The 24,529-nt window shown below is 59.7% G+C and carries 17 protein-coding genes; 6 read left to right on the forward strand and 11 right to left on the reverse strand.

Going from position 1 to position 24,529, the window contains the following annotated elements; translation table 11 throughout:
* Window positions 1–29 precede the first annotated feature (29 nt).
* The gene (gene yjdN / locus AC6I79_RS18085; RefSeq protein WP_058770044.1) at window positions 30–467 is read right to left on the reverse strand and encodes a VOC family metalloprotein YjdN; all 438 of its coding nucleotides are present in this window, start codon (window positions 465–467) and stop codon (window positions 30–32) included.
* Between the two features lie 71 nt (window positions 468–538).
* Window positions 539–1,438 (reverse strand): LysR family transcriptional regulator, encoded by a 900-nt coding sequence (locus AC6I79_RS18090; protein ID WP_021507800.1) that lies wholly within the window; start codon window positions 1,436–1,438, stop codon window positions 539–541.
* 113 nt (window positions 1,439–1,551) lie between these two features.
* Between AC6I79_RS18090 and AC6I79_RS18095 the strand changes: the two genes are divergently transcribed.
* The 4 genes from AC6I79_RS18095 (at window position 1,552) to AC6I79_RS18110 (ending at window position 7,602) form a co-directional block, all read left to right on the forward strand.
* Window positions 1,552–2,865 (forward strand): amidohydrolase, encoded by a 1,314-nt coding sequence (locus tag AC6I79_RS18095; protein ID WP_058780868.1) that lies wholly within the window; start codon window positions 1,552–1,554, stop codon window positions 2,863–2,865.
* Window positions 2,862–4,301, forward strand: a complete 1,440-nt coding sequence (locus tag AC6I79_RS18100) for a M20 family metallopeptidase (protein WP_498027461.1) — start codon at window positions 2,862–2,864, stop codon at window positions 4,299–4,301. Before AC6I79_RS18095 ends, AC6I79_RS18100 begins: the two co-directional genes overlap by 4 nt.
* A 184-nt stretch (window positions 4,302–4,485) precedes the next feature.
* Window positions 4,486–6,006, forward strand: a complete 1,521-nt coding sequence (abgT, locus tag AC6I79_RS18105) for a p-aminobenzoyl-glutamate transporter (RefSeq protein ID WP_021507803.1) — start codon at window positions 4,486–4,488, stop codon at window positions 6,004–6,006.
* 186 nt (window positions 6,007–6,192) lie between these two features.
* Window positions 6,193–7,602 (forward strand): MFS transporter, encoded by a 1,410-nt coding sequence (locus tag AC6I79_RS18110; RefSeq protein ID WP_104187870.1) that lies wholly within the window; start codon window positions 6,193–6,195, stop codon window positions 7,600–7,602.
* A 140-nt stretch (window positions 7,603–7,742) separates the two neighbouring features.
* Here AC6I79_RS18110 and AC6I79_RS18115 read toward each other — a convergent pair whose 3' ends face one another.
* From AC6I79_RS18115 to AC6I79_RS18130, 4 genes are all read right to left on the reverse strand, one after another.
* Complete coding sequence (locus AC6I79_RS18115; RefSeq protein ID WP_498027462.1) at window positions 7,743–11,246, reverse strand: Ig-like domain-containing protein; 3,504 nt, start codon at window positions 11,244–11,246, stop codon at window positions 7,743–7,745.
* Window positions 11,247–11,443: 197 nt separating this feature from the next.
* A complete protein-coding gene (locus AC6I79_RS18120) occupies window positions 11,444–12,763 on the reverse strand; it encodes a c-type cytochrome (protein ID WP_104093923.1) in 1,320 nt (439 codons plus the stop codon).
* 11 nt (window positions 12,764–12,774) lie between these two features.
* Complete coding sequence (locus AC6I79_RS18125) at window positions 12,775–14,559, reverse strand: GMC family oxidoreductase (protein ID WP_021507807.1); 1,785 nt, start codon at window positions 14,557–14,559, stop codon at window positions 12,775–12,777.
* Between the two features lie 2 nt (window positions 14,560–14,561).
* Window positions 14,562–15,299 (reverse strand): gluconate 2-dehydrogenase subunit 3 family protein, encoded by a 738-nt coding sequence (locus tag AC6I79_RS18130; RefSeq protein ID WP_058780874.1) that lies wholly within the window; start codon window positions 15,297–15,299, stop codon window positions 14,562–14,564.
* Window positions 15,300–15,593: 294 nt separating this feature from the next.
* On the opposite strand from AC6I79_RS18130, the gene sbmA reads away from it, so the two are divergent.
* Window positions 15,594–16,829, forward strand: coding sequence for a peptide antibiotic transporter SbmA (gene sbmA / locus AC6I79_RS18135; protein WP_021507809.1), 1,236 nt, complete (start codon window positions 15,594–15,596; stop codon window positions 16,827–16,829).
* A 281-nt stretch (window positions 16,830–17,110) separates the two neighbouring features.
* Here the strand turns inward: sbmA and AC6I79_RS18140 are convergent, their stop codons facing one another.
* From AC6I79_RS18140 to AC6I79_RS18155, 4 genes are all read right to left on the reverse strand, one after another.
* Complete coding sequence (locus tag AC6I79_RS18140; protein ID WP_159377372.1) at window positions 17,111–18,751, reverse strand: dihydroxyacetone kinase subunit DhaK; 1,641 nt, start codon at window positions 18,749–18,751, stop codon at window positions 17,111–17,113.
* Window positions 18,752–18,872: 121 nt separating this feature from the next.
* A complete protein-coding gene (gene yncE / locus AC6I79_RS18145) occupies window positions 18,873–19,928 on the reverse strand; it encodes a 7-bladed beta-propeller protein YncE (protein ID WP_159377373.1) in 1,056 nt (351 codons plus the stop codon).
* A gap of 211 nt (window positions 19,929–20,139) precedes the next feature.
* Entirely contained in the window at window positions 20,140–20,349 is a 210-nt protein-coding gene (locus AC6I79_RS18150) for a YdgH/BhsA/McbA family protein (protein ID WP_159377374.1), read from the reverse strand.
* A gap of 293 nt (window positions 20,350–20,642) precedes the next feature.
* Complete coding sequence (locus tag AC6I79_RS18155) at window positions 20,643–21,830, reverse strand: MFS transporter (protein WP_021507814.1); 1,188 nt, start codon at window positions 21,828–21,830, stop codon at window positions 20,643–20,645.
* Window positions 21,831–21,932: 102 nt separating this feature from the next.
* Here AC6I79_RS18155 and AC6I79_RS18160 point away from each other — a divergent pair, with 102 nt between their 5' ends.
* Complete coding sequence (locus tag AC6I79_RS18160; RefSeq protein ID WP_021507815.1) at window positions 21,933–22,889, forward strand: AraC family transcriptional regulator; 957 nt, start codon at window positions 21,933–21,935, stop codon at window positions 22,887–22,889.
* Window positions 22,890–22,892: 3 nt separating this feature from the next.
* Here AC6I79_RS18160 and AC6I79_RS18165 read toward each other — a convergent pair whose 3' ends face one another.
* Entirely contained in the window at window positions 22,893–24,437 is a 1,545-nt protein-coding gene (locus tag AC6I79_RS18165) for a methyl-accepting chemotaxis protein (protein ID WP_159377376.1), read from the reverse strand.
* Window positions 24,438–24,529 lie beyond the last annotated feature (92 nt).

The following is a 24,529-nucleotide window of genomic DNA, read 5'->3' on the forward strand; positions in this document are numbered from 1 at the left end:
CCGCTCACCATCGCGGCCACGCCAGTCTGTTACGCCTGTGGCTTCACCACGTTGATGCGCCATGGGATGCCAAACTTATCGATAAACATCCCGAAGCCGTTCGACCAGAAGGTTTTCTGCCATTCAGTGGTCACTTTGCCGCCCGCAGAGAGCTTATCAAACCAGGCTTTACCCTCCGCTTCATCTGGCGTGGCCAGGCTCACCGCATAACCGGCATGTTCGGACGCCGGTGGCTGGGCGGTATTGCCATCACTCAGCATCAGCTCGCCCTGACCAATGCGCAGATGCGCATGCATAATCTTTTCCGGCGGCAGCGGCGGCGCCGACTGATCGCCCACCTGCTCGCCCTGCTCCGGCATATCGCCAAACGTCATTTTTTGCAGAATTTCGCCGCCGGTGGCCTCCAGATAGAAGGCAATGGCTTCTTCACAGCGGCCGTAGAGAAATAAATAAGGACTCACCTGCATCGTAACCTCCGTTGAGAGTGCGTTAACGCGTGTCGTACACTTAAAGTGTAGACGATGCAGTTTTTCGCCCGTCACGGCTGGCAGTAGCGGCGGAACAGCTGCGCCATGTAAGCGCTCATCGGCGTCAGCGCGGTGTCTTTACGCTGAATCAGATAGAAGGTGGCTTTCGGCAGGGGATCGTCGAGATCCAGCGCGATCAGCTGCCCGCCGTGCGTAGGGTCTTCAATCACGTCGCGCGCAATGATGCTGACAAAATCACTCTTCGCCACCAGGCTGGTGCAGGCCATAAAGGTCTCGCAGGTCACCGCGATTTTGGGTGCCATGCCGCGCTCACCGAACAGGTCATGCAGCAGTCGGTAATAACTGCCCTGCGGCGTCGGCATGGTCCAGTCGCAGTGTTGCAACTCGGCCAGCGAGCGCGCATGCGCCATCGGATGCCCTTTACGCATCACCACCTGATACTCGCGCTGCATCAGCCGCTCGAAAATCAGCTCCTGATCGAAGTGATGCCGGTCGTAGGTATTGATGGTGAAATCCAGCGCGCCCTGCCGCAGTTCATGCACCATCGACACCAGCTGGCCCTCGACGATACGCACTTTCACCAGTGGATATTCACGATGAAACTGGGTTATCACCTGCGGCATCACGGTACGCGCAATGCTGCCGCCCACCCCAATATTCACTTTGCCACCGGCCAGACCGAGCCGCTGCTGGATATCCTCCTGCGCCACGCGCAGTTCCTCCAGCACCAGACAGGCATGACGAAAAAAGGTTTCACCGACATCGGTCAGCATCACACCCTGCTGACGACGCTCGAACAGGCGCGCGCCCAGCGCCAGCTCCAGTTCCTGAATCGCTTTGGTTAACGCCGGCTGTGACAGGCCCGACAGCCGGCTGGCGGCGCGAATACTGCCCTGGCGCGCCACGTCAACAAAGGCGCGCAGCTGATGAAGTTTGAGATTGGCCGCCATGATCAGGTGATAACCGTTGTCTATCGGTCACAAGATATTCGCATCTTATGCGCCCTAATACCATTGTGTAGATTCGGTTGAATGCATAAAAAACCAACACTAAGGAACAGCCGATGAACACCCTTTCCGACCTCGTCAACGCGCGGATACCGCAGATGCAGACATGGCGCCGCGACCTGCACCAGTATGCTGAATCCGGCTGGCTGGAGTTCCGCACCGCCACGCTGGTGGCGGAAGAGCTGCATCGTCTTGGTTATCAGCTGCAGCTGGGCCGTGAGGTGATTGATGCCGATGCGCGCATGGGTCTGCCGTCTGCTGAAGTGCTGGCGCAGCAGGAAGCGCGGGCGCTGCAGCAGGGCGCGCTGCCACAGTGGCTGCCCCACTTCTCCGGCGGTTTCTGCGGCGTGGTGGCGACACTGGACACCGGACGTCCCGGTCCGGTGATGGGCTTTCGTGTTGATATGGACGCGCTCGACCAGACGGAAAGCGCCGCCGCCGATCACCTGCCGACGCGCGAAGGCTTCGCCTCGTGCAATCCCGGCATGATGCACGCCTGCGGCCACGACGGTCACACCACCATAGGTCTGGCGCTGGCGGGCGTGCTGATGGCGATGAAGCACCAGCTGAGCGGTCGCATAAAACTCATTTTTCAGCCGGCGGAAGAAGGCGTACGCGGTGCCAAAGCCATGGTGGCCGCGGGCGTACTTGATGATGTCGATCTGTTCACCGCCATTCACCTCGGCACCGGCGTGCCGCCCGGCGAGATCGTCTGCGGCAGCGACAGCTTTCTCGCCACGACCAAACTGGACGTGCGTTTTACCGGGGTCGGCGCGCATGCCGGAGGCAAACCGGAAGAGGGACGCAACGCACTGCTGGCGGCGGCGCAGGCCACGCTGGCGCTGCACACTCTGCCGCAGCACAGCGGCGGCGTGGCGCGCGTTAACGTTGGTGTCTTACAGGCCGGCAGCGGACGCAACGTAGTGCCGGATGTTGCGCTGATGAAGGTGGAAACGCGCGGCGCGAGTAATCAGGTCAACGACGATATCTATCAGCAGGCGCTGCGCGTGATTGCCGGTGCAGCGGCGATGTACGGCGTTGAGCACGAGGTCACGCTGATGGGCGGTGCACGCAGCTGCACGCCAAGCCCGGCATGGGTCAGTTTTATCCATCAGCAGGCCGAGGCGACCGGCCTGTTCAGTTCGGTGATAGACAGCAAACAGCAGGCGGCCGGTTCCGAAGATGCTACCTATATGATGGAACGCGTGCAGCAGCGCGGCGGCCAGGCGTCTTACGTCATCTTCGGCTGCGAGCTGGCGGCGGGCCATCACAATGCGCGGTTCGACTTTGATGAAGCGGTGATGGCCACCGCCGTGCAGATGCTGGCTACGCTGGCGCTTAATCAGACGCAGTTCGGCGGTGCCCGATGAGCGCGCACGACTTCATCGATCGCTACATCGACCAGCATCAGGCGCGCTTCAGTGCCCTCAGCGATGCGATCTGGGACGTACCGGAAACCCGTTTCGAAGAGACGCAATCGTCTGCGCTGCTGGCCGATGCGCTGGCGCAGGAGGGGTTTGAGGTCGAGCGCGGCGTCGGCGGTCTCGACACCGCGTTTATCGCCTCAATCGGCCACGGCCAGCCGGTGATCGCCATCCTCGGCGAGTTTGATGCGTTGGCCGGTCTGAGCCAGCAGGCGGGCTGCGCCACGCCTGACCCGTTGGTGGAAAACGGCAACGGTCACGGCTGCGGCCATAACCTGCTCGGCACCGCTGGCCTGGCCGCCGCTTTCGCCATCAAAGCTTGGTGGGCAGAACAGGGCGGACGCGGCACGCTGCGCTTTTACGGCTGCCCTGGCGAGGAGGGCGGCTCGGGTAAAACCTTTATGGTGCGCGAGGGGCTGTTTGATGATGTCGATGCTGCCGTGACCTGGCACCCGGAAGGCTTCAGCGGCATGTTCAACCTCAGCACCCTCGCCAATATTCAGGCGGCGTTTCACTTCAAAGGCGTGGCGGCGCATGCCGCTAACTCGCCGCATCTCGGGCGCAGCGCGCTGGACGCGGTGACGCTGATGAATACCGGCGCAAATTTCCTGCGCGAGCACATCGTGCAGGAGGCGCGCCTGCACTATGCGGTCACCCAAACCGGCGGCGTATCGCCCAACGTGGTGCAGGCCGATGCCGAAGTGCTGTACCTGATTCGCGCGCCGCAGCTCGACCAGGCCCAGGATATCTACCAGCGCGTGATCAACATCGCCAAAGGCGCAGCGCTGATGACCGATACGCAGATGACGGTACGTTTTGATAAAGCCTGCTCCAACTATGTGCCCAACCGCGCGCTGGAAGCGGTGATGGAACGTAATTTGCACCATTTTGGTCTGCCGCACTACAGCGCGCAGGAACAGGCGTTTGCGGCAGAGATCCGCGCCACGCTGAGCAAAGACGATCTGCGTAACGCGCGACTGAATGCGGCGCGCACCGGTGGCGAAGCGGGTATCGCCTGGGCTGAGGCGCTGGGGGATAAAGTGCTGATGGATGAGGTAGCGCCGTATGCGGTCACGCGCGAGTTGCTGTACGGCTCAACCGACGTTGGCGATGTGAGCTGGGTAACGCCGACGGCGCAGTGTTTTGCCCCCTGTTTTGCCTTCGGCACGCCGCTGCACACCTGGCAGCTGGTGGCGCAGGGCCGCACGCCGATTGCCCACAAAGGGATGTGCCTCGCCGCCAAAGTGCTGGCCGCCACCGCACTGACGCTGTTGCACGATGATGCCGCGCTGGCGCGTTGTCGTGAAGAGTTTGACCGCGTGCGCCGCGAGCAGCCGTACGTGTGCCCGATTCCGGCCGGCGTGCAGCCGTCGACATTATAAAGCGAAGCGCACTGGCCCGTAGCGGCGCGATTTATCGCGCGGGTTTAACAAGACGCGCAATAAATTGCGCCGCTACAGGCTGGTGTGAAAGGTCACTCCGCAACACATGCGGAAGCAGTAAATAAAAAAATAAAAAATAACAGCCCTTCCGGGCAAGCAAATACAACATGACGAGGATCTACCGATGGAAGTGATGACCGAAAATCGCAGCCCCGGCAAGCTGTTCAGCTGGATTGAGCGGGTCGGCAACAAAGTGCCGAACCCGTTCTTACTGTTTGTCTACCTGATCGTGGTGCTGATGATCGCCACCGCGCTTCTCAGCAGCCTCGATGTGACTGTTAAAAATCCGGCCAATGGCGAACTGGTGCGGGTCAATAACCTGCTGAGCGTGGCGGGCATTCAGTGGATCCTGCCCAACATCATCAAAAACTTCAGCGGTTTCACCCCACTGGGCTCCATTCTGGCGCTGGTGATCGGGGCCGGGCTGGCGGAAAAAGTCGGGCTACTGCAGTCGCTGATGGTGAAAATGGCGTCGCGCGTCAGCCGTCGCTACGCCAGCTATATGGTGCTGTTTATCGCGTTCTTCAGCCATATCTCTTCCGATGCGGCACTGGTGGTGATGCCGCCGCTCGGCGCGCTGATCTTCCTTGCCGTCGGGCGTCATCCGGTGGCGGGTCTGCTGGCGGCGATTGCCGGCGTCGCGTCGGGTTTTACCGCGAATCTTCTGATCGTCACCACCGACGTACTGCTCTCCGGCATCAGTACAGAGGCCGCCAAAGCGGTCAGCGACACGGTCCACGTCAGCGTGATCGATAACTGGTTCTTTATGGCCAGCTCGGTCATCGTGCTGACCGTGGCCGGCGCGCTGCTGACCGATAAATTTGTCGAACCGCGCCTGCCCGTCTGGAACAGCGGCCATCACGATCGCCTGCCACCGCTGACGGCGCAGGAGAATCGCGGCCTGAAGGCGGCCGGTCTCGCCGCACTGGTGTTCATCGGCGTGATGGCACTGCTGGTGGTGCCGGAGCATGCGCCGCTGCGCAACCCGAAAACCGGCGGCATTATCCCTTCGCCGTTTATTCAGGGCATCGTGCCGATCATCATCCTGTTCTTCTTTGTGGTGGCGATTGCCTATGGCGCGGTGACGCAGCAGATTCGCCGCGCTGACGACATCCCCCGACTGCTGGTGGATCCGATGAAGAGCATGGCCGGTTTTATCGTCATGGTGTTTCCGCTGTCGCAGTTCGTGGCGTTCTTCAACTGGAGCAACATGGGCAAGTTTATGGCCATCGGCCTGACCGATATGCTGGAGAGCGCCGGCATCAGCGGTGCGCCGGCCTTTCTCGGCCTGATGTTCCTCTCGGCGTTTCTGTGCATGTTTATCGCCAGCGGCTCGGCGATCTGGTCGATCCTCGCGCCGGTATTTGTGCCGATGTTTATGCTGCTCGGCTTTCACCCGGCGTTTGCCCAGATGATCTTCCGCATCGCCGATTCCGCCGTGCTGCCGCTGGCGCCGATGTCGCCGTTTCTGCCGCTGTTCCTCGGTTTCCTGCAGCGCTATCAAAAAGACGCGCAGCTCGGCACCTACTACGTGCTGATCTTCCCGTATCCGCTGGTGTTCTTTGTGACGTGGATCGCGCTGCTGCTGGTGTGGTATTTGCTGGGCCTGCCCATCGGTCCGGGCGTTTATCCGCATCTGCCCTGACCTGGCGCCATGGACGGCGTACCGCTTTCTGTGAACTGCAACGCACGTTGCCAAAATGTCACCGCTGCGCCTCTCGGCAACCCCGGACGAATTGATTATTCTGCTATTTCTTCGCTTGCTAACGGTTAATGATTTCTGACAAACCACCACCGGGCGGATCCTGCAAACACCGAGGTAACAATCATAATGACAACCACCTATTCGACAGGGGTGGCGACCGATCGCATCGCGACCGAACGCCAGACGCTGGCCGGGCGCATCGACGCTCTGCCCTCTTCCGCCGGGCTGTGGCGCTTTATTACGCTGCTGGCGCTCGGCGGCTTCTTTGAGCTGTACGATCTGTTTGAAACCGGCTACATCAGCGCCGGGCTGGTCGCCGCTGGCGTGTTCCACACCGGCACCGCTGGCGTGTTTGGTATCGCCGATCAGGCGGCGTTCGCCTCGGCGACCTTTCTCGGCCTGTTTGTCGGTGCCAGCCTGCTGACGCCCTATGCCGACCGCTTCGGCCGTCGCCTGACCTTTATGTGCGCGCTGGCGTGGTACGGTGCGTTCTCACTGCTGATGGCGTTCCAGCACAGCGCGGAGATGATTATTCTGTGCCGCTTCCTGGTCGGCATCGGTCTGGGCGTCGAGCTGGTGACCATCGATACCTATCTGTCGGAGTGGGTGCCGGCCCATCTGCGCAGCCGCGCGTTTGCCTTCTCTTTTTTCATTCAGTTCCTGTCGGTGCCGACGGTGGCGCTGATGTCATGGTGGCTGGTACCGCAAACCCTGCTCGGCCTCGAAGGCTGGCGCTGGGTCGTGATCGCCGGTGCGCTGTGCTCGCTGGTGATCTGGTTTATCCGGAAAAACCTGCCGGAGTCGGCGCGCTGGCTGGCGCAGCAGGGGCGGCATCAGGACGCGCACCGGGTGCTGAGCGAGATGGAAAAACGCTGCGGCATTGCGCCGGGAGACGATTTCTCTCAGCGCGATGCGGCGACACAGCTGCCGAAAAAAGGGCGCTTTAGCGAAATCTGGGCACCGGCTTATCGCCAGCGTACGCTGATGCTGGTGGTGATGAACTTCTTCCAGGCGATTGGTTTCTTCGGCTTCGGTAACTGGCTGCCGGCGCTGCTGTCCGGCAAGGGCGCCACCGTTACCCACAGCCTGCTGTACGCCTTTTTCATCACGCTGGCCTATCCGCTCGGCTCGCTGATCTGCAGCCGCTACGCCGACCGGCTGGAAAACAAATGGCAGATCGTTTTTTCATCGCTGATGACGGTTGTGTTCGGCACGCTGTTCGCGCTGACCAGCAACCCGCTGCTGATGGTGGTGTGCGGTTTCCTGATCACCTACAGCAACGCCTGGCTGACCTTCAGCTATCACGCTTATCAGACTGAGATCTTCCCGACGCACATTCGTGCGCGCGCCGTTGGCTTCTGCTATTCGTTCAGCCGGCTGTCGACCGCTTTCAGCAGTATTCTGATTGGCCTGATTCTGCAGTATGCCGGCAGCCAGGGCGTGATCGTGTTTATCGTGCTGAGCATGCTGATGGTGATGCTGTCGGTCGGGATTTACGGGCCGAAGACGCGGGGACTGGATCTGGAAAACATTTAAACCGGACGGGCACAAGGTGGGCGGCGGCCGGTTCAGCCCGGCAATGCGCACCCTTTGGAGCGGCACGATTCATCGCGCGATAAATCGCGCCGCTACGTCCTGGTGCAAACCTTTGGGGGGCGTTTCCGCCCCCACCGGATTTACACCAGTTCGGTTTTCACCCCTTCCTGGATCAGCACGTCGGCATCGACGCCGCTGTGGCTGTAAACCTGATACTTCACGCCAGCCACCGTGGTGCTGCCCTGCTGTTTCACCCAATCGCCCACGTCACCGCCGTCGCCGAGGATGTCATCCAGTTTCACCACGTCCTGCGCATCGCCTTTGATCAGCAACTGGGTTTTGCCGTCTTTCACGAACAGATCCTGACTTCCAACCTGCAGGATATCGTCAACCGCTACGCTCAGGACGTTTTTGCCGTGACCCGTCATATCGATGGTGCTGCCCTGCTTGCCCTGCGCCAGCACATCGCTCAGGGAAACGGCGAATTCATCGCCCAGGGTGATGACGGCAGGAACATCAAAGGCAGTGATACCGACATGATCATCATGCATGCCCCATTCAACGTCACTGATGCGCACGCCGCCCGGATTGTTCACCGAATCCACTTCAGCCGGATTGACGCGCACCACGGCTGAACCGATCAGCTTACCGGCCGGGGCGTGGTACTCGACAATGTCGCTTCGCAGGGTGCCAGGATGCGCCTTCAGCTCATAGCTGTGCAGCAATTTACCTTGCGTGTCATAGAAATCGATGTAATTGCCTTTGCTGTGCACATAATCCGATTTCAGCACCACTTTCTCCGCCACGCCGTCGAAATCCAGCTTCATCTGGCCGCCACGGCCAACAATGATTTCGCCATGCTTCAGCGTTTTTTGCTCGCCGCCGATATTCGGTCCTTTAATCAGCGTCATTTTCAGACTGTCATCGATGGTATAACTGACCCCGGTTTTAAAATCGATATAGCGCGGATGACCGTTAGCGTCTTTCACCAGATCAGGTTGTCCACGAACCCGGCTGATTTCTTTAACCCCGATGTTATCGATAGCGAAATCGTTGCCGTTACCGTTATTAACCTCATTGGTTACCGCCACGCGAACCACTTCTGTTTTGCTGGCGGTATACAGTCCGCTGAAATGATTCCAGGCAGCATCCAGCCCCATGTTGGGAATCACTTTCTGTCCATTAACATCCAGACCGATTTTTGGTTTCAGGCTACCGCCAGGAATACGGTAGCCATCAAAATCGAACTGGTAGGTTTTACCCGCTTCGACCTGAATATAGCGATAAACCACTTCTCCTTTGAACCCGTTGGTGTTTGAACCGTTGGTCATGGAACCCAACTCATAAGAGGAATTGCCTCCGCTCCAGCGCTTAACCCCGATGTTGTCATTTTTGTGATACAGACCGCTGGCGATCCAGCCCTGCTGGGTGCCGTCGTTGAAATTCCACACTAGCCCCTTGTGATCGACCTTCGGCGGATCGACATTGATCTCCAGCAGAAAGGTTGGCGCATTCACATCACGAATGGCGCTATTACTGACCTGAAATTGCGTCAGTCCTTTCCACGGCGAGCGATCGTAAGACTGGTAGCTCCAGTTACCCGTTGCATCCGCTGTAACCGAGTCCATTAATACCCAGTGGCCCTCAATATGGCAGCCGAAGATATACACCACCTTATTGGGTGCAGACGTGCCTTTCAGGGTTGGCGTCATATCATCGGTGATATCACCGCTTTTCAGCTGGCCCTGCTTTGGTCCGCTATCATCCCACGCAGAAATAATCTCCGTCTTGCCGGAGATAATCGTCAGGTCGAAAACGTCGGCGGCGGCGTCACGCACCGGGCTGTCTGAGACCTGGAACTCATATTTGCCAAAGCCGCCGCGTAACGCGCGCACTTCGCTTTGCCAGTGACCATGAGCATCCGCAACGGCGCTGCCGAGCGTCACCCATACCCCGTTCACGTGGCGGGCATAGATATAAACCACGCTGTTTGCTGCAGCATGGCCTTTCAGCGTTGGCGTCAGGTCATCAGTGACATCGCCCTGATGCAGCACGCCGGTCTGCGCGCCAAAATTATCCCAGGCAGAAACGATACCGGGTTTTTCCGGCACCATGTTGAGACTGAACACCTCGGCGCTGGTGTCGCGATCAAAAGTTTTGGCAGCCTGAAACTCATAAGTGCCGTATCCCCCGCGCAGCGCACGCACTTCCGTTATCCAGTTGCCCCAGGCATCGGCCTTAACGCTACCTAACACTACCCAGTGGCCATCAATATGCCGCGCATGGATATACACCATGCTGTTGGCTTCGGCTTTGCCCTGCAGCGTCGGCGCCATGTCATCGGTGGTGGCGCCGTTGATTAATTTGCCCTGCTCGGGCCCGACATTATCGTGTGCCGCGTCAATGGTGGGCTTCAGGCGGGTGCCGTTATCTGACACATACAGGTCGAACAGCGGCGCAGCGGGATCGCGCGTCGGGCTGTTACTGGCCTGGAAGTGATACGGGCCGGCCCCGCCATCCAGTCGGGCAATTTCCACCTGCCAGTGGCCAAAGGCATCCGCCTGGGTGCTGCCTTTCAGCCACCAGCTGCCGTTTTCGCGTGTGGCATACACGTAGACGATACTGTTGGCTTCCGCCGTGCCTTTGAGCGTGGGGGTGAAGTCATCAGTCAGCGCGCCGTTTTCCAGTTTGCCCTGTGCCGGGCCAAAATTATCCAGCGCATACTCAATCTTCACCGGCGCGGTGGGCACCACCGTATAGGTAAACGGCTCGCTCGCATGGCTCAATTCACCACGGTTATTTTGCGCGCGGGTAGTAATCGTGTTTTCACCGTAGCCCAGCAAATCAACGTTGCTCTCCCAGCGCCACTGCCCGTCAATCACCGGTGCCACGCCGACGCGTACTCCGTTGACGTAGATGATGACGTTTTCTGCATCCAGCGGCGCGTTGCCGCTCAGGCGCGGGCTGCGATCGTCGCTTTCGCTACCGGCTTTAATCACGCCGGTGTTCACCCCTTCATTATCAAATACTTCCAGCAGCTGCGGCTTATCGATGCGCGGTGCATTGACGAACAGCGTATAGACCGGGGAATCGACACTCACCTGACCAAATTTATCGGTGGCGGTGACCGACAGGCGCTGTTCACCGTCGTTCAGTTCCGGTGTAATGGTCCACTGACCGTTTTTCGCCGCCTGCACGCTGCCAATCAGCACGCCGTTGCTGTACAGGCGGACAATGCTGTCCGGCTCGGCATAACCGGAAATGGCTGGCGTTTTATCATCGGTAAAGCCTTTGTTGCCAACCGGGCCCTGCACCGGTCCAAAATCATCCAGTACGCGCATAATCGCCGGCATATCGGGCGGGCTGAGATCGACTTCCAGCCGCGTCTGGAACGGAATCCCGGCGTTGCCGGCCCGGTCGAAAAAGCGCACGGTGAGATTGTGGCTCCCCTCTTCCAGCCGCAGCGGCAGCTGATACTCCCAGCTGCCATCGGCCTGAACCTGGGTGGTAAACAGCTGGCCGTTAATGGCAAATTCGATATAGCTGACGCTCTTATCCTCAATCACCCCTTTCCAGTACTGATAAGGTGAATTGACGTAGTTCTCCTGCCCCGGTTTGGTCGGGTCGTAATAGCCTACAGACATATGGTCATCCTTTTCGCCAGAGTTAATATCGTTAAAGTAACGCTTAATAAGCGGCAGGGATTTTTAAACGTGGGGGGAGAAATCTCTTACAAGAAACGTCTGAAAGGAAAATATAAGATAATGAATTTTAGTGGGATTTTTCGCACCCTTCAGGCCATGAACCGCGCCATGACCTGAAGGGAATGCTTAAGACAGACTTACTGCTTTTCCAGCACCCGGATATCCGCGCTGCCCTGTTTTGGCTGCACGCTGTCATCCTGGCGCAGTTTCGCCACCTGTTTGGCCGTGACTTTGGTCTGCACGCCATTGCCCCAGCTGCTGCGGATAAAGTTCACCACATCAGCCACCTGGCTGTCGTTCAGACGCCAGCCAAACGCCGGCATAGTGATCGCGGTCGGTGCGCCTTTCACGCCCGGCAGCGTGCCGCCAACCAGTACGATGTGAATCAGCGACGTCGGATCCTCTGCCATCACCACCGGATTCCCGCGCAGTGCCGGATAGAAGCGTTGATAGCCGCTGCCGTCGGTTTTATGACACGCCGCACAGCTGTCGACATACACGCCGGCACCCGGCTGGCTGTCGTCACCTTTCCACAGCGCACGGGCCACTGCGTCATCCTCACGGAACACCGCCTGAGACGGATCTTTCGCGCCGAGCGATTTCAGGTAACGGGCAATCGCGCTGATATCCGCATCGCTGAGATACTGCAGGCTGTGCTGCACTACCTCGGTCATGCCACCAAACGCCGCGGTGTGATCGTTACGGCCATAGCGCAGGAACTGCTGCAGATCCGCTTCGCTCCAGCGCCCCAGGCCATCGCGGTTGTCACCGCGCAGGTTGCTGGCGGTCCAGCCGTCAATCGGCGCGCTGCTGCCGGCAAGGTAATCGTTGCCCTGACCGTTATTCAGCGCTTTCTCCTGCATAGTGATGCTGCGCGGCGTGTGGCAGGCACCGCAGTGGCCCAATCCTTCCACCAGATAGCGACCGCGTGCCAGCGCCGGATCTTCCTGCGCTGCCGGCTGGAACGCCTTCACATCTGGCGCAAACAGGCCGCGCCAGATCGCCAGCGGCCAGCGCATCGACAGCGGCCACGGAATGTCGCTCTCTTTGTTAGCCTGCGCCACCGGCGCCACGCCGTGCATGAAGTAGGCATACAGCGCCTTCATGTCGTCATCGCTGACCACCGCATAAGACGGATAGGGCATCGCCGGATAGAGCGTGTCGCCGTTTTTCGCCACGCCATGACGCACCGCTTTCTGGAAGTCGTCATAGCTGTAGTCACCAATGCCGGTTGCCTTATCCGGCGTGATATTGGTGGAGTAGATGGTGCCAATCGGCGTCGCCATCGCCAGGCCGCCGGCAAACGGTTTACCGCCTGCGGTGCTGTGGCAGGCGACGCAGTCACCGGCGCGCGCCAGATACTCACCGCGCTGCACCAGCGCATCGGCGGCGGTGTCCTCCGCCAGCGCGGCGAACGACAGGGTGCCCAGCAACAGGGCTGTTAAACTTTTGATCATCGCCATGTTCCTTATGCCTGTACCAGCGGGCCGGGGTTTTTCAGATACTGTTCACGAATCGCTTTGGCGGACCAGTAGCTCAGCGCCGCCACCATGCCGGTCGGGTTGTAGCCCAGTCCCTGCGGGAAGGCAGAAGCGCCGGCGACAAACACGTTCGGCACATCCCAGCTTTGCAGATAGCGGTTCACCGCGCTGGTTTTAGGATCTTCGCCCATGATGGCGCCGCCGCTCATGTGCGTGGTCTGGTACACGGTGGTATCGAAATGGGCACCCGGCCCTTTCGCGCCGCCAATGATCATCTTCGGATTCATCGCTTCGGTGATTTTGCGCATCTTGCCGATCATGAACTGCGCCATTTTGATGTCGTTGTCCTGCCAGTCAAAGGTCATACGCAGCAGCGGCTGGCCGTAAGCATCTTTGTAGTTGGGATCGAGATCGAGGTAGTTAGCGCGATACGACTGGTGCGCGCCGTGCGCATCCATCGACACGTGATGGTTATAGGTATCCGCCACCGCCGCTTTCCACTGGCTGCCCCAGTTCGGCGTGCCTGTTGGCGTCGGCAGGCCGGAGATCGGCTTGGTGCCCGCCTGGTTGACCCAGAACGGTGAACCGCCGACAAAGCCGTACGGACCATGGTCAAAGTTATCGGCGTTGTAATCATCCACCGCCACACCGGCGCCACCGGCACCGATAAACGGATTGGTGGTGGTGTTTTTATCAAACAGCGCCTTCAGCGTGGAGATGTTCTGGTAGGCAAAGTTACGGCCGACCACACCCTCGTTGCTGATGGGGTTGTACGGCTTGCCGATGCCGGACAGCAGCATCAGGTGCACGTTGTGGAACTGGAAGGCGGAGAGGATCACCAGATCCGCCGGCTGCTCCACTTCACGTCCCTGACCGTCCAGATAGGTGACGCCGGTCGCGCGTTTTTTATCGTCGGTCAGGTTGACGCGCAGCACATACGCGTTGTTGCGCAGCTCAAACTTCGGCTCCTGGCGCAGCGCGGGCAGAATGTTAACGTTCGGCGACGCTTTGGAGTACATGTAGCAGGCGTAGCCGCTGCAGTAGCCGCAGAAGTTGCACGGCCCCATCTGCGCGCCGTAGGTATTGGTGTAAGGACCGGAGGTGTTGGCCGACGGCATATCGTAAGGGTGATAGCCCACCGATTCCGCCGCCTGGGCAAACAGCTGGGCCGACCAGGTGCGCTTCTGCGCGGGCAGCGGGAAGTCGCTGGAGCGATCCGGCGCATACGGGTTGCCGCCTTTCTCTTTGCCCACCACTTTACCCTTGATTGACCAGGCGCTGCCGGAGGTACCGAACACTTTTTCCGCCTGATCGAAGAACGGTTCCAGCTCGTCATAGCTGACGCCGAAATCCTGAATGGTCATGCCTTCCGGGATAAAGTTTTTGCCGTAACGCTGCTCGTAGTGACTGCGCAGGTTCAGCTCGACCGGGTCGACGCGGAAGTGCACGCCCGACCAGTGCAGGCCGGCGCCGCCGGTGCCGGTGCCCGGCAGGAATGCCGCCAGCTGACGATACGGTACGGCGGTTTGTGAGGCATCGTGACGGATAGTCACAGTGCTTTTTGACAGATCCTGGAACAGCTTTTTGCGGATGTTATAAGTCAGTTCATCAATGGACTGTGGATAGGATCCATCCGGATAGGTATCGCGATGCGGCCCGCGCTCCAGCGCCACCACATGCAGACCTGCCTCGGTCAGCTCTTTCGCCATGATCGCCCCGGCCCAGCCGAAACCGACGATCGCCACATCCACTTTTTTTAACGCATTTGCCACGGTTACGCCCTCTCGCCGCGAATATCAACTGACGGGAACGGATAACGTTCGCCGCGCTCTACCCAATCCATAAAGTCGGCGCGTGCGCCAGGGAAGCCGATCAGCTTCCAGCCCACCATGCCCTGATTGCCGCCGTGGATCGGATCGCTGAAGTAGCCCTCGCGGGTGTTTTGCAACAGAAAGGCGAAGAAGGTTTTGGCCGGCACCTGCGGGAATTGCGCGCTGCCGTTTTCGAAGGCGCTCAGCAGCGCATCCTGCTGCGTGGGCGTCAGCTCAGCAAATACCTTGCCGTGCTGCTGTTTGCTCCAGCCATCGGCATCGGCCAGGCCGAGACGGTAGATCTGCTGCGGCACCAGCGGCAGCTGATAGCCGAGCTCTTTTGGCAGATCCGGATTGAACGGTCCCTGCATATACCAGTTGCTGCCGGTGGCATACGGCGTATTCATCTGGCGATCGATAAACTCCGGTACGCCGGCTTCCAGCGCGCCAGGACCACGTTCATCGTTGGGGATCAGGCGCGCCACGGCGGCTTTGATGAAGGCAAACTCTTCGGCGGTAAACCACACCGGTTGATATTCGCGCGCCTGCTGCGGCGCCGCGGCCGACGACGCTGCCGCACCGGCAGCCATTGGCGCGACCAGTGCGCCCATCGCTGTACTGCCTACCGCCATTGCCGGCGCCAGGGTGATGGTTCTCAGCAGGAAATCCCGGCGAGTGTGACCCTTTTTTTCTTCTGACATGACATTGCCTCATTACCGCATATAATGCGGCATGAAAGTTAAGTAGTTGCGTTGTAATGATTTTTATTGGCGTTTTAAGGGATACAGCAAGACTGTTACCGGTAACAGTTGACGTAGTGTAACACCATCGCCGTTAATAATTTAGTTTCCCGAAACAAATGAGCACAAAAAACTTAACAACTAACTCTGCCGCTTTACATAAATGCGGCGATGCTGTCATCGTCGGATACAACCGACAACAGACAGATAAATGCCGGAAGCGGTATAAAGAGTACACACAACAGCGGAGTGCCTATGTTTAAGTCCTATTTTCCGCGGCCGGCGCTGTTTTTCAGCTCGGCCGCGATTTGGAGCCTGATTGCCATTTTTGCCTGGTTTGGCTTTTTCAATGATTTTCCGGCGCGCTTTCCCGCTTTGCAGGCGGCGATGCAGCAGCCGCTGCCGACCAACGCCAGCCGCTTTATCCACGCCAGCCAGCTGTGGTTTTATGCCTATTACTGGATCATGGGCGGCGCCTTTGCGCTGGTGTGGCGCATCATCGACAACCATCCGTGGCAGCGCTGGTCGGTATGGGGATCGTTACTGATTATCTTTGTCACCTGGTTTGGCGTGCAGGTTGGCGTCGGCGTTAACGCCTGGTATGGTCCGTTTTACGACATGATTCAACAGGCGCTGACCAAAGCTGGCTCGGTGAGCATCAATCAGTTCTATGTGCAGGTACTGGCGTTTCTCGGCATTGCGCTGATCGCGGTAGTGATCGGCGTGATGAACTCGTTTTTCGTCAGCCACTGGGTATTCCGCTGGCGTACCGCGATGAACAACTACTACATGCATAACTGGCAGCGCCTGCGTCTGGTAGAAGGTGCCGCACAGCGTGTGCAGGAAGACACCATGCGCTTCGCCAGTACGCTGCAGGACTGGGGCATCAGCTTTATTCAGGCCATCATGACGCTGGTGGCGTTTCTGCCGGTGCTGGTGACGCTATCGCATCACGTGAAAGAAGTGCCGATCCTCGGCAATATCCCTTATGCGCTGGTGATCGCCGCGCTGCTGTGGTCGCTGTTTGGTACCGCGCTGCTGGCGCTGGTGGGGATTAAACTGCCGGGGCTGGAGTTCCGCAATCAGCGGGTGGAAGCCGCGTACCGTAAAGAACTGGTGTACGGCGAGGACGATCCGCAGCGCGCCGCGCCGCCTACGGTGCAGGAGCTGTTCAGCCGCGTGCGTCACAACTATTTCCGCCTCTATTTCCACTATCTCTATTTCAACATCACGCGCATTCTCTATCTGCAGGTGGACAATGTGTTCGGGCTGTTCGTGCTGTTCCCTTCGATTGTTGCGGGCACCATCACGCTGGGGCTACTTAACCAGATCACCAACGTGTTCGATCAGGTGCGCTCCTCCTTCCAGTATCTGATCACCTCGTGGTCCACGCTGATTACGCTGATGTCGATCTACAAACGTCTGCGCAGCTTCGAGCAGATTCTGCAGGATATTCCGCACGACGAGATGCTGCGCGAAGCCTCGGAGTAAGCGGAAAAGGCTCGGGCGCAGGACCGCACTGTACTCCGGCATCGCTCCGGACAGTCCCCTCTCCCGCCCGCGGGAGAGGGTTAGGGTGAGGGCCGGGTGCAGAACCGCGCTGTACTCCGACATCGCTCCGGACAGTCCCCTCTCCCGCCCGCGGGAGAGGATTAGGGTGAGGGCCGGGTGCAGAACCGCGCTGTACTCCGACATCGTTCCGGACAGTCCCCTCTCCCGCCTGCGGGAGAGGGTTAGGGTGAGGGCGAACCCCGCACCCATCCGCCCCATCTTCAGCCCGCCAGCACCGCAAACACCCTCTCGATGGCGTACGCGCCCGGATCTTTCACGCCATCCAGACTCTGCTGATTGAGATAAGCCGAACGGCCCGCCTTCGCACTCTGCATCTGCGCCGTCGCGTCGGCGCCCCGTTGCGCAGCGGCTGCCGCCGCGGCCAGCGACTCTCCGGCCGCTAACGCCTCCAGTGCCGGCTGCAGCGCATCCACCAGGGTGCGATGTCCCGGCTGCGCGCCGCCGTAGTGCTTCATCCGTTCCAGCCCGTGCATCAGCGCCTGCGGCAGCGTGCTGCCCTCCTCCAGCTGCTGTCCGGCCGAAGTAAACAGAATCGACATCAGCACGCCGCTCGATCCGCCCATCACCGTCGCCAGCTGTTCGCCCACCAGCGCCAGCAGCGTAGGCAGCTCATCCAGCGGTAGCTGCTGTTCACGCAGGCCGCGCTGGATTTTCTTCGCGCCGGCGGCAAAGGTCGAGCCGGTATCGCCGTCGCCGACTTTGGCATCCAGCGCATTCAGCTCGCTCTCCAGATCGATCAGCGTCTGCGTCACGCGCTCAACCACCTGCGCCACTTCAGCGTTATTAGAAGGATCGAAATCCAGCACGCTGCCGATGCGTTCAGCGCGCTGCAGGCTGATGGGCGCAAAGTCATACATCGGCGTCCAGCCCAGCACCTGCACCGGCGCATGCAGCGCCTCGAAAAACGCCTCTTCCAGCGCCAGCAGCGTCAGCGAAAACCCTTTCATATCCAGCGCGCTGACCAGGGTTGCCGGGCCAATTAAATGGGTGATGCGTGCCGCCAGCGGCGACTGCAGTACCTCGCGCGTGAGCAGCGCCAGCTCCAGCTGGGAAAAGCCGCCGAGATTGTTGATCATCAACAGCGCCTGTTTGCCGTCGGGCAGCGCCTGCGCCAGCTGATCGGTCATGATGCTGGTAATTTTGCGGCTGTTTTGCGTATCGAGCGTGATCACGCCCGGCTCACCGTGAATGCCCATCCCCAGCTCGCTATGACCAGCTGCCACGCGATCGTCGCGCTTTTCACCCGGAATGTGACAGGTGGCAAACGCCAGGCCGATGGAGGACGTGGCGTCGATGGTGCGCTGCGCCAGGGTTTTGACCTCGTCGAGCGAGTGCCCCTGCTCCGCGGCAAAGCCGGCGATTTTGTGCACCAGCACGGTGCCGGCAATGCCGCGCGGCTGTGGATTTTCCGGCAGCGCGATATCGTCCTGCACCATCACCAGCTCCACCTTGTAACCAAGATTTTTCGCCTTTTCCGCTGCGAGGCCAAAGTTGAGCCGGTCACCGGTGTAATTTTTCACAATCAGCAGACAGCCCGCCTCACCGGTGACGTTAACAATGGCGTTCAGCACCGCATCAACGCTCGGCGAGGCGAAGATATCGCCGCACACCGCAGCGGTCAGCATCCCTTTGCCGACAAAGCCCGCGTGCGCCGGTTCGTGGCCGGAGCCACCGCCGGAAATCAGTGTGACTTTGCTTTTATCCCAGTCCGAACGCACCACCACGCGAATCTCATCGCCCAGATCGAGACGGGTCAGGTTGTGCCACGGTGTGCTGAGTAACACGCCTTCGATCGCTTCGTTCACCAGATCGTTTTTTTCATGCATAAAAAACTGGCTCATTGCACTCTCCCCTTAGGTGTTGTCGTCCTAAAGGTAGCGTAAGCCGGGCGGGAAAGGGGGGATCAAAGCCGGAAATGCAAAGGGCGACACACGTCGCCCCTGAGTTTCGGATAATTACGCCCTACAGCGCGATGCGTAACACGCTGTCCGGGTTTTTTGGCGGTTCCTTGCGTGAGCCCGGCTGCTTGATGCTGACGAACAGCGTGTTGCCATCGGCGGAGAGCGCCAGGCTGTTCGGCAGGCCCGGCGCTTTCACCGTGCGTTTCACTTTATAGCTGCTGGCATCGATGATGCTGATCTCACCGGCTTTACGGTGCGTGACATAAAACTCGTCACGGTCAGCATTGAACAGCACCGCCAGCGATTCCGGTACCTCAATACGCTGAATCACCTGCTGTGTCCGGGTATCCAGCACCAGCACCTGCGGCTGCTTCGCATCGCTGAGGAAAGCGCGGTGGCCTTTGCTATCCAGCGCAATGTTCAGGAAAAAGTGCTCTTTATCACCGTCAATTTTCTGGCGCTTTTCAATCGCGTTCAGGCGGGTATTGATAGTGACCAGTTCACCATCGGCATTGGTGACATACAGTTTCTGCGCGGCGGCATCCAGCGCCAGCCCGGTGCCCATTTTGCCGGTATTCGGGATAGTGCTGATGAGCTGGAGTGTTTTGCCATCCACCACCCACACCACGCTTTGCGCGCCGAGACCGGTGATGTACACGCGATTGGTTAGCGCATCCGCGACCAGTTCACGCGGCTGCAGCGGACGAACCGTGTCACCGCGCTTGCGGCCATCCAGCACCAGCGTGTTGATCACCTTACCGCTGCTGGCATCCACTGCCGTCAGCGCACCGTTGACCGTGTTGCCAAAGTACAGCACGTTGGTGTGCTGATTGATGGCGGCACCAAAGGTCTTCAGCTCAGTGCTGATGGTTTGTTTCACCGCCAGATTCTGCGGATCGAGACGGTACACGGTACCGCCCTGCGGATTGCCGGCGTTTTGCGCCGTGGCGAGGAACAGCGCGTTGTTGCTGTTGCTGAAGGCCAGTTCGTAGGCGCCTTTGGCGATCGGCTGATTGAGCGGCTGCGTTTCCGCCGCCTGCAGCGCGCTGCAGGACAGCAGCGCCGTGGCCACCAGTAGCGGACGCAGCGCCCACTGCATTGTTTTATTCGCTTTCATAACTTCTCCATAGCAAAACCACCGCCGTGCGGCAGTGAAATGAAAGCCCGACATTGCAACCAATAGGAAATTCAGCCCGAGGCGAGCCGATAAGGATGTTAGTTTTTGCGAATAATAATCATTTATGCGGAAAAGGGACAGGATTTTATGGCGTTAGCAACGCCGCCAGGGCGCCCGAAGGCACCCTGTCAGCACAGAGGGTAAGGCAAACTTATTGGGTCAGTTCTGCGGTCATGTGAACGCCGTTGTTGAAGTTGGCTTCAGTCACTTTGTAGGAAGCACCAAGTTCCTGCGCTTTAGCAGCGATTTGCGCTTCAGCACCGTCAAGCGTAGAGGCGGTAGCGGTCACGCTTTGCGCGAAGCTGGCAAATGGCAGAACAGAGAGAGCAATAGCAGCAGCAAAAGTTTTGATGGTTTTCATGGTCATTTCCTTAATGATGTTTGATTGAATAAGGCGACATCGCCTTGATGAGAGATATAGTAGGCCGGCAACCGATCAAAAAAAAAGCGCAGAGATTTGCCTAAGTCATTCGAATATTTTGACTATCAAAAGCACGTTTAGCGCAACCTGTGCGCAAAGGGTTAAAAAAACCACGATTTGATTAAAAGGCAGGATTTATTGCTGTGATTGGTGAGACCAGGCATACGCGGCAAAAGCGGCGCCGCGACACACCCTGAAGCGTGTCGCGGCGCGCCTGATGGCGGTAAACGGTTTTAACCGTGATGCCGCACGCGGGTAAAGATGGTGATGGCGGCCAGCAGCATCAGCACGCCGCTGGCAAGAAATACGCCGCCCGCGCCCTGCAGATCGAACATCCAGCCACCGGCTGCCGCACCGGCGGTGATCGCCAGCTGAATAGTGGCCACCAGCAGCCCGCCGCCCGATTCGGCGTCGTCCGGCACCGCGCGCGACAGCCAGGTTGACCAGCCAGTCGGCATTGAGCCAAACGCCAGCCCCCACAGCGCGACGCCGCTCGCCACCAGCCAGGAGACGTGGCCAAAGCTCACCAGCAGCACCGCCGTCACGCTCATCACCAGCGCCATGCCGGTCAGCGTCAGCGACACGCTGCGCGTCACCAGCCACGCAGCCAGCGAGGTGCCGAAGAAGTTCGCCACGCCGAACGCCAGCAGCACCAGCGACAGCTGATTCACATTCAGCTGCGCGCTGGTTTCCAGGAACGGACGCAGGTAGGTAAAGAAGGCGAAATGGCCGGTGAACATCATGATCACCGCCAGCATGCCCCAGCGCATCACGCTCTGACGCAGCAGGTCCAGCACGCCGCCGCTGCGCGTTTTGTTCTCCGGCGGCATCGACGGCAGGGTGAAGAACTGCCAGAACAGCGCCAGCACGCCCAAAACACCGGTCAGCAGGAAGATGTTACGCCAGCCAATCAGCCCGCCAAGATAGCTGCCCAGCGGCGCGGCAATGATGGTGGCCAGCGAAATACCGCTGAACACAATCGACAACGCGCGCGGCACCTGATCGGCGGGCACCAGTCGCATGGTAATGGCGGTCGACAGTGTCCAGAAGCCGCCAATCGCCATGCCGAGCAGCACGCGCGCCAGTAAAATCATCGGCAGATTTTCGGCAAACGCCACCAGCAGCGCCGAGGCGATGAGCAGCAACGTGAACGCCAGCATCACCAGGCGGCGGTCGAGGCGGCGCGTGACGTTACCAATCACCAGGCTGGTCAGCAGCGCCACCAGCGCGGTAACCGTGACCGTCTGGCCCGCCTGCCCTTCGCTGACGCGCAGCGAGTCGGCAATTGGTGTCAGCAAGCTCACCGGCAGAAATTCTGCGGTGATCAGGCCGAAGACGCCAAACGCCATGGCGAACACCGCGCCCCATGCGGGTTTCTCTACCGCAATGCTTGTTTCCACTACTTCAGTATCCAGACTCATCTGCGATCCCCATCACAAAATATCAGGCTGTAAGCATAGAGAGACGACGCAAGACGATCTATGATACAGAAACTTTGTTTTTTGATAATTCGTCTGGATTGTATGAGCCGCTATGAAGATTTGACCAGCGAACTGCTGATGGGCATGCGCCTGTACGGCGTCAAATATCAGCGCATCGCGCTGCATGCGCCGTTTGGCCTGCAATATGATGACGCGCCGGGCAAGGCGCAACTGCACTTTGTTGGCCGCGGCTCGCTGCTGATTCGCTCCGCTTCCGGCACCGTCTATCCGCTGCAGGCGGGCGATGCACTGCTGATTCCGCACGGTAAGCCGCACGCGCTGATCTCCGGCGAAGATGCGGTGTGCGTGCCGATCGCTACCTTTAACAGCAAACCCATCTGCGACAGCGTGTGCGCCATCAACGATGCGCCGGATGCGGATGCCTGCCCGGATGACAGCGATGTGATTTTATTCAGCGCCTGCATGGCGTTTGAGCTGGGCGGCATGCAGCCGCTGGTGCACACCATGCCTGACGTGATGCTGGTCAGCACGCTGCTGGCGCAATACCCGGAAATCCAGCCGATTCTGGATGCCATGGAGCGTGAAACGCGTCAGCGCAAAGCGGGCTTTGCCGGCATTTTGTCGCGGCTGGCCGATGTGGTGGCGGCGCAAATTGTGCGGGGCTGGGTGGAGAATGGCTGTGGTCAGGGCAGCGGGCTGGTGCAGGCCCTGCGCGATCCGCGCCTCAGCCTGGCGATGGCGGCCATGCACCGCGCGCCCGGCGAAAACTGGACGGTGGAGCGGCTGGCGCGCGAATCCGGCAGCTCACGCTCGGTGTTTGCCGCGCGCTTTCAAAACGCCACCGGCATGACGCCGCTGCGCTACCTCACCGAACTGCGCATGCGTCTGGCGGTTGAGCGTATTGTTAACGATGGCGAAGCGGTGGAAAGCGTGGCGTTCCACCTCGGTTACGGTTCACTGGCCGCCTTCAGTCGCGCTTTCAAACGCATTGTCGGCACACCGCCCGGCGCGCTGCGCGCCGGACGTGAAGCGTCGTGAAACTTAGCGAAACACGCTGATCGCTTCAACCAGCCGGTTGGCCTGATGCGCCATTCGGCCGGAGGCTTCTGCGCCTTCCGCCACGCGCGCCGCGTTCTGATGAGTGATGTCGTCGAGATCCTCCACCGCGCTACTGACTTCGCTCAGCGCGATGGATTGTTCGGCCGTCGCCGCGCTGATTTGCGCGATCAGGGCGGTGACATTCTGCACCTGATCGACAATCGCCTGCATCGTGTGGCCGGCCGCATCGGCGTGATCGCTGCCCGACTGCACGCGACCTGCGCTGGTTTCCACCAGGTTTTTGATCTCGCTGGCGGCTTTGGCGCTGCGCTGTGCCAGACTGCGCACCTCGCCCGCCACCACCGCAAAGCCTTTACCCTGCTCACCGGCACGTGCCGCTTCCACCGCCGCGTTCAGCGCCAGAATATTGGTCTGGAAAGCGATGCCGTCGATCACGCTGGTGATGTTGGCGATACGCTTCGAGCTGTCGGCAATTTCTGCCATCATGCCGACCATCTCCTGCATCACTTCACCGCCTTTGATCGCCGCTGCGCTGGTGCTGGCCGACAGCGTATTCACTTCGCTGGCAGTTTCCGTGTTGCTTTTGACCGTGGCGGTCATTTCGTTCATGGTCGCTGCCGTTTGCTGCACGTTCGCCGCCGCCTGCTCGGTGCGACGGCTCAGTTCATCATTGCTGCGCGCGATGGCGTCGCTGGCGCTCAGGACGTTGATCGCCTGGCCGCTGACGTCATCCACCAGCCAGCGGAACATCAGGCCCAGCTGGCCGATAGCGCGCTGCGTCATGCCGATCTCATCCACCCGATCGATGTGCTCGACTTTGTGGCTGGCGCCGGTGGCCACGCTCAGCGCCTGGCGGCACATGCGCTCCATCGGGCGCGAGATTTGATGCTCCAGCCACAGGCTGGCCAGCAGCAGCAGTCCGGCCATGCCGCCGCTGAAGCAGCCGATCGCCAGCGGTGCCATGCCCAGCAGCCAGACGCTCAGCACCGACAGCGGCAGCAGCGCGATCAGCGTACTGCGGATGCGCCAGCGCAGCGGCAGCGTTTTCAGCACTGAGGTCAGCCGCCGCCAGCCGCTGCCAACAATCAGTCCCTTATGAAAGCGACGCCCTTTGGCACGTCCTTCACGAAAATCACGGTACAGCGCCTCGCACTGACGGACCTCCTCCGCCGACGGTTTGGTGCGTACCGACATATAGCCCTGCAGCTTGCCCTCGCGCACCACCGGAATGGCATTGGCGCGCACCCAGTAGTGATCGCCATTCTTGCGCCGGTTCTTGACCAGCGCGGTCCAGGGTTCGCCCTGCTTCAGCGTGCTCCACATATCGGCGAACGCTTCCGGCGGCATATCCGGATGACGCACCATGTTGTGTGGCTGGCCGTTGACCTCCTCCGGGCTGAATCCGCTGACCTCAATAAAGGCGTCGTTGGCGTAGGTAATGTGGCTGTTGAGATCGGTGGTCGACATCAGCGTGGCGCGATCGTCAAAGACGAATTCACGCTGGGTGATGGGCTGGTTATTACGCATGTGTGAGTCCTTGCAAAACGCAGGCTGAAGAGAAATCGATAATACTTTTTTACCTTTTCGGCAGCACAATGGCCTGGCTTTAGCGCGGCTAT

The sequence above is a fragment of the gamma proteobacterium symbiont of Scutellera amethystina genome, assembly GCF_059730845.1.

What these genes read in the sequence shown, in the direction of transcription:
- AC6I79_RS18150 (WP_159377374.1), bottom strand. Translation starts at nt 20,349, where the DNA reads ATGAAAACCATCAAAACTTTTGCTGCTGCTATTGCTCTCTCTGTTCTG.
- AC6I79_RS18155 (WP_021507814.1), bottom strand. Translation starts at nt 21,830, where the DNA reads ATGAGTCTGGATACTGAAGTAGTGGAAACAAGCATTGCGGTAGAGAAA.
- yjdN (WP_058770044.1), bottom strand. Translation starts at nt 467, where the DNA reads ATGCAGGTGAGTCCTTATTTATTTCTCTACGGCCGCTGTGAAGAAGCC.
- AC6I79_RS18165 (WP_159377376.1), bottom strand. Translation starts at nt 24,437, where the DNA reads ATGCGTAATAACCAGCCCATCACCCAGCGTGAATTCGTCTTTGACGAT.
- abgT (WP_021507803.1), top strand. Translation starts at nt 4,486, where the DNA reads ATGGAAGTGATGACCGAAAATCGCAGCCCCGGCAAGCTGTTCAGCTGG.
- AC6I79_RS18120 (WP_104093923.1), bottom strand. Translation starts at nt 12,763, where the DNA reads ATGATCAAAAGTTTAACAGCCCTGTTGCTGGGCACCCTGTCGTTCGCC.
- AC6I79_RS18100 (WP_498027461.1), top strand. Translation starts at nt 2,862, where the DNA reads ATGAGCGCGCACGACTTCATCGATCGCTACATCGACCAGCATCAGGCG.
- AC6I79_RS18160 (WP_021507815.1), top strand. Translation starts at nt 21,933, where the DNA reads ATGAGCCGCTATGAAGATTTGACCAGCGAACTGCTGATGGGCATGCGC.
- AC6I79_RS18115 (WP_498027462.1), bottom strand. Translation starts at nt 11,246, where the DNA reads ATGTCTGTAGGCTATTACGACCCGACCAAACCGGGGCAGGAGAACTAC.
- yncE (WP_159377373.1), bottom strand. Translation starts at nt 19,928, where the DNA reads ATGAAAGCGAATAAAACAATGCAGTGGGCGCTGCGTCCGCTACTGGTG.
- AC6I79_RS18090 (WP_021507800.1), bottom strand. Translation starts at nt 1,438, where the DNA reads ATGGCGGCCAATCTCAAACTTCATCAGCTGCGCGCCTTTGTTGACGTG.
- AC6I79_RS18140 (WP_159377372.1), bottom strand. Translation starts at nt 18,751, where the DNA reads ATGAGCCAGTTTTTTATGCATGAAAAAAACGATCTGGTGAACGAAGCG.
- AC6I79_RS18110 (WP_104187870.1), top strand. Translation starts at nt 6,193, where the DNA reads ATGACAACCACCTATTCGACAGGGGTGGCGACCGATCGCATCGCGACC.
- AC6I79_RS18095 (WP_058780868.1), top strand. Translation starts at nt 1,552, where the DNA reads ATGAACACCCTTTCCGACCTCGTCAACGCGCGGATACCGCAGATGCAG.
- AC6I79_RS18130 (WP_058780874.1), bottom strand. Translation starts at nt 15,299, where the DNA reads ATGTCAGAAGAAAAAAAGGGTCACACTCGCCGGGATTTCCTGCTGAGA.
- sbmA (WP_021507809.1), top strand. Translation starts at nt 15,594, where the DNA reads ATGTTTAAGTCCTATTTTCCGCGGCCGGCGCTGTTTTTCAGCTCGGCC.